This is a genomic window from Stieleria sp. (assembly GCF_041595215.1).
Classification (GTDB): domain Bacteria; phylum Planctomycetota; class Planctomycetia; order Pirellulales; family Pirellulaceae; genus Stieleria; species Stieleria magnilauensis.
The window spans coordinates 1-5,354 of the sequence record NZ_JBFHKV010000574.1; the positions used below are offsets into that span (position 1 = coordinate 1).

The 5,354-nt window shown below is 59.1% G+C and carries 5 protein-coding genes; all 5 read right to left on the reverse strand.

All coding sequences use genetic code 11. The annotated features are described in order from the left end of the window. Positions 1 to 116: 116 nt before the first annotated feature. The 5 genes from proS to ABX749_RS20325 all read right to left on the reverse strand — a co-directional run bounded on the left by proS (position 117) and on the right by ABX749_RS20325 (position 5,195). The gene (gene proS, locus ABX749_RS20305) at positions 117 to 1,628 is read right to left on the reverse strand and encodes a proline--tRNA ligase (protein ID WP_372897580.1); all 1,512 of its coding nucleotides are present in this window, start codon (positions 1,626 to 1,628) and stop codon (positions 117 to 119) included. Positions 1,629 to 1,673: 45 nt separating this feature from the next. Then, positions 1,674 to 2,669, reverse strand: coding sequence for an adenosine kinase (locus tag ABX749_RS20310; protein ID WP_145211991.1), 996 nt, complete (start codon positions 2,667 to 2,669; stop codon positions 1,674 to 1,676). Between the two features lie 281 nt (positions 2,670 to 2,950). Further along, positions 2,951 to 3,886 (reverse strand): lactate/malate dehydrogenase family protein, encoded by a 936-nt coding sequence (locus tag ABX749_RS20315; protein WP_095742171.1) that lies wholly within the window; start codon positions 3,884 to 3,886, stop codon positions 2,951 to 2,953. Between the two features lie 92 nt (positions 3,887 to 3,978). Continuing rightward, on the reverse strand, positions 3,979 to 4,848 hold the full coding sequence (locus ABX749_RS20320; protein WP_145212000.1) for a class II aldolase/adducin family protein: 870 nt from the start codon (positions 4,846 to 4,848) through the stop codon (positions 3,979 to 3,981). A 68-nt stretch (positions 4,849 to 4,916) separates the two neighbouring features. Beyond that, positions 4,917 to 5,195: a EutN/CcmL family microcompartment protein gene (locus ABX749_RS20325; RefSeq protein WP_259633319.1), complete on the reverse strand. Its 279-nt coding sequence runs from the start codon at positions 5,193 to 5,195 to the stop codon at positions 4,917 to 4,919. Positions 5,196 to 5,354 lie beyond the last annotated feature (159 nt).

Genomic DNA, 5,354 nt, shown 5'->3' on the forward strand with positions numbered 1-5,354 from the left:
ACGAGTCCTTGCCAAGATGCCGACTACAGAGGACTCGTCGCCTCGTCCACTACCCGAAGCCTCGTCCAATACCCGAAGCCTCGTCCACTACCCAAAAATTGAGTTGCGGTAGACTTCTAGTATGCCTTGGCAAAGATCGCCTGTTTCTCCGCCGGCTTTCCGGTCGCGAAGCACGTCCCCGGTGTGTCGTTGTTTTCACTCGGCACGCAACGGATCGTCACCTTCAGTTCTTTCAGCAGCTCGTCAATACTCGCTTCATCGGCGAAATGACACATCGCGAATCCACCGTGGATCTCGGGATTGTCCGCATTCTTGGGTGTGAAGAAATCACGGAAATCGGCTTCGTTGGTGATCGTGACCGTGTTTTCGATTCGCAGTTGATCGGCTCGATCGTAGAGCGATTGCTGGATCTCGCCGAGCAGTGTTCCGATGGTCGCAACCAATTCGTTGCGGTCCATGCCGACGCTCTTGGGCTGGTCGCGTCGTCCCATGAAGACCGAGTTCTTTTCCATGTCTTTGGGGCCGACTTCCAAACGGATCGGGACGCCGCGTTTGACGTGATGCCATTTCTTTTCACCGCCACGCATGTCGCGGTCATCGATTTCGACGCGAACGGGAGCTCCGTTGTAGGTCTGATCGCGGAGGGCGTCGCGTAAGGCGTGGATGTATTCCATCACGGCGCTGCGCGAGTCGTCTTTGTAGATCGGCAGAATCACGACGTGGATCGGCGCCAATTTTGGCGGCAAGACGAAACCGTCGTCGTCGCTGTGCGTCATGATCAGGGCGCCGACCAGGCGTGTCGAAACACCCCACGACGTCGTCCAAGCATATTCGCGCGATCCCGATTCGCTTTGAAACACGATCTCTTGCGCCTTGGAGAAGTTTTGGCCGAGGAAGTGGCTGGTACCGGCTTGCAGCGCCTTGCGGTCTTGCATCATCGCTTCGATCGAAAGCGTTTCGATGGCACCGGGGAAACGCTCGCCGGCGGTTTTGGCGCCGATCGTGACCGGCATCGCCATCCAGTTGCGTGCAAAGTCGGCATAGACGTTGATCATCCGCTCGGTTTCTTCGATCGCCTCGGTGTCGGTGGCATGGACCGTGTGTCCCTCTTGCCAGAGAAACTCGGCGGTTCGCAGAAACATCCGCGTTCGCATTTCCCAGCGGACGACGTTGGCCCATTGGTTGATCAAGATCGGCAGGTCACGATAGCTTTGGACCCATTTGGCGTACGTCGCCCCGATGATCGTTTCGCTGGTCGGCCGGACGATCAACGGTTCTTCCAGCTGGCCGGCCGGTCGTAATCCGCCCTCGGGATCGGGTTCCAAGCGATGGTGCGTGACGACGGCGCATTCTTTGGCAAACCCTTCGACGTGCTCGGCTTCCTTCTCCAGAAAGCTCATCGGAATGAACAACGGGAAGTAGGCGTTCTGGTGCCCGGTCGCTTTGAACATGTCGTCCAAGGCGCGTTGCATGTTTTCCCAGAGCTGGTAGCCCCAGGGTTTGATCACCATGCAACCGCGAACCGGGGAGTTTTCCGCCAGGTCGGCTGCTTTGATGACTTGTTGGTACCACTCCGGGTAATCGTCGGCGCGGGTGGGAGAGATCGCGGTCTTGGGGGCTTTGGCCATATCAAATCAGCATTGTCAGAGAACGAGAAAGATTCCTTCACTCAGTTAATCGGTCAATCGACTGAGGTCCTCAATTTCTTCCTTGGTGAATTTACGGTCCAACCGGGCGCCCAATTGCGCGACGACGCGGGCGGCGGCGTGCGACGCCAAGTGCCCCGCGGTCCGCCAATCCAAACCGTTGGTGATCCCGTACAACATCGCACCGGCGTACATGTCGCCGGCACCGGTGGTGTCGATCGCGTCGACCTTCACCCCTTCGATCGGGAACTCTTCGCCGCCGTGCATCACGATCGACCCTTTGCCGCCCAACGTCAGCGCCACGTTTTCGCAGTGTTCGTGAATCTTGACGGCGCACTTCAGCGCGTCGGTTTCTCCGGTCAGCGACTTGGCTTCCTCTTCGTTGCAGAAGAACAAGTCGACCGGGCCGGTGATCAGCTCCCAGATCTCATCGCGGATCAAGTTGACCAGGAACGGGTCAGAGGCCGTGAAGGCGACTTTGACGTCATGCTTTTTGGCCAATTCGAACGCCTTGTAAGCGGCCGCTTTGGTGGTTTCGCCGGTCAACAGATAGCCTTCGACGTAGACGTATTTGGAACTGGCGATCTTGTGCTCGTCGATGTCGTCCGGGCACAGGCTGGTCGAGGCGGCCAGATTGGTCAGCATCGTGCGCTGAGCGTCTTCGGTGATCAGCACCGCGCAGGTTCCCGTCGGTTGGTCCGCCGGCGTGACTTGGATCGACACGCCCAGGTCGCTCATGTCTTTCAAGAAGAAGTCGCCGATCGCGTCGCTGCCGACCTTGCCGATGTAGCCCGCCGCCCCACCAAATTCGGCCAGGGCGACAATTGTGTTGGCCGCCGATCCTCCGGCACAGCGATTCAGGGGGCGTCCATCGAGACGGCTGAGCACGCCGGATTGTTGTTCGTCGTCGACAAGCGTCATGATGCCCTTGTCGAGTGATAGCTCGCGCAGCAGGGCATCGTCGACGCGAGCCTGAATGTCAACGAGCGCGTTCCCTACACCAAAAACGTCATACAAAGCCATCGGGAGGCCTCTGGGAGAAAATAACGGTCAAACCGGGATGACCGATAGCGTAGTGCAGAGGCGTGATTTCGGGAAGTTGACCCGCACCCAATCTCAACCGCGAGCGTTCCCCGCGGATCGTCAACGCTACTCGTGATTGCCCCGAAGGTTTCCCGGGTGATTGCCCGAGCCCCGATCCATGCCCGCGGGGAGCGCCGTCGGCTTGTCCCCTGGCTCTTTCCGGGACCTCACTGAGATGGCATTCCAAGGCCGATGCCTTGGAACGAGGGGCCACGATTGCATCAGCGGATGCGTTTGAGGACCACGTCGAGGGTCTTGCGGAGTGCGGCGCCGCTGGCCCGCATGCCCTGGACCTCTTTCGGCCACAGATCGATTTCCATCCGATCGACGACGCCGGTTCGGCCGACGACCGTGGGGACCGAAAGCGCAACATCGCGAACGCCGAAACAGCCGCGCTGGACACTGCTGACCGGAAGCACACGGCGTTGATCCAGAATCACGGCGTCGATCACATCACGAATCGCGATGCCGACCGCAAAGCCGGCTCCGCCCTTGCGTTTGATCACTTCGGCACCGCTGCCACGCGTCCGTGTGAACAGTTGCGTCGCCAGCGTCGGCGACCAACCGGGGTACTTGTCCAACGGCAATCCCGCGATCGTCGCACTGCTCCAAACCGGCACCATCGACTCGCCGTGTTCGCCCAAGATCAAGGCGCGGGTTTGGGTCGGCGGTGCTTTGAGCTGCTCGGCAATCAACGCACAGAATCGAATCGTGTCGAGTTGGGTGCCCAAACCGATGACCTGGTTTTCGGGCAGCCCCAGTTTCTGCGCGGCGACGTAGGTCAAGATGTCGACCGGGTTGCTGACAACCAACACAATCGCCGTCGGTTTCGGGCCGGCCGCTTTGACGTCGTTGAGAATCTGGACGAACAGATCGGTGTTGCGATTGATCAAATCCAACCGTGACTCGTCCGGCTTGCGGCGCAGTCCGGCGGTGATGCAGATCACATCGCTGCTGGGGATGTGTTCGTAACCGCCGCCGACGATCGTCTGGTCGGCGACACTCGGTCCGCCATGCTGCAAGTCGAGGGCTTGGCCGACGGCCAGTTCCTGGTTCACGTCCAGCAGCGCGATTTCACGGGCCAGACCGCCACACTGCAGAGCATACGCGGCACAAGAACCGACTAATCCGCCGCCGCCGATGATTGAAACTTTCATGATGTTTGATTGATGAGGGGATGATTTGTTTTGGATCGTCGCCAGGAAGCAGAGGGATCGGCTTCCAGCCTGCCGAGAGGATGCAGCGGTACCTAGGCCTTCATTTGCCGCATGACTTCGTCAGTGATCAGCTTGACGAGTTGCTCTTCGTTGATGCCGGCCGGCATCGCTTGTCCGTTGCCGGAGCTGGCCGGTTTGGCCGGCATCGCCGGTGGCGGAGTGAACGCACGACGTTCGACACCCGACTCTTTCCACGAGTCACGGAAGATGTCGTTGGCACAGATGTCGCAATCCTCGTACTCCTTGGTGTTCCGCGGGTCCTTGTATCCCCATTGGTCCTTCAGATCCAACAGCTCTTTCGATTTCTGTTGATCCAAATACGACACGTTGCCGAGTTGTTTGGCCAGCATCAGCATTCGGCAGTACGAGTCCAGGATCTCCGTCCACCAGTACGCCTGCTCGACAGTTTCGCCATAGCTGACCGTTCCGTGGTTGGCCAGAATCATGACGTTGGTCTTGGCGACGAACGGAATAATCGTGTCGGCAAACGCCTGGCCACCGGGCGTTTCATACTTTGTGATCGGCACATCGCCCAAGAACACTTCGACTTCGGGCAAGATGCACTGCGGGATCGGCTCGCGTGCGATGGCAAAAGCGGTCGCGTGCGGCGGGTGGCAGTGGACGACACTGCGAATGTCTTCACGTTGTTTGTAGATTTCCAGGTGCAACAACGCTTCACTGGATCGTTTCTTGCGACCGGCGATCTGCTTGCCCGTCATGTCGACGGTGGAAATGTCTTCGGGCGTCAAAAACCCTTTGCAGTGCAACGTCGGCGTGCACAAGACTTCGTTGTCGCTGATCCGCACGGTGATGTTGCCGTCGTTGGCAGCGGCGAACTGGCGGTTGTAGATGCGACGGCCGATGTCGCACATGTCCTGTTTGATCTTGTGGATATTTTGCATGGGATTCTCGAGTGACAGTGGAACGTGTGTGGTGTGGTGTGTTGGTCGAAACGTTTGAGTGAAACGGGCTACAATTCAACCTCGTCCAGCAAGGCGACGATCGAAGCATCCAAGGGTTTGACGTCTGGTTTGAATGGCTGGGCGGCCTCGGGGCCTTCGGCTAGGGCGACCAGGTCGCCCAGTCCGGTGCTGCACAAGTCCCAGGCCACGATCGTGTCCCCACCGAGCGGTTCGGTGTCGACTCGGTCGATCGAATCCACGACCTCGACCAGACGCAGCTTGGCGTTGGCCATCGCGGGATGCGACTTGGAAAGTGTGATCGAGCCGATGGTGCGAGCGAGTTTCATCGGGAACCTCCGGAAGTTTGCGGCAGCGCCGAGGAGCCCGTTGCTGAACAACGTGCGATACGAGCGGCCACGTTGACCGCCGCAACCAGATTCAGTTTCTGGCGATCCAAAACCCAAACATTGGGCGAAAGTTCGGCGGCGAATCGTTCGACGTCCGAC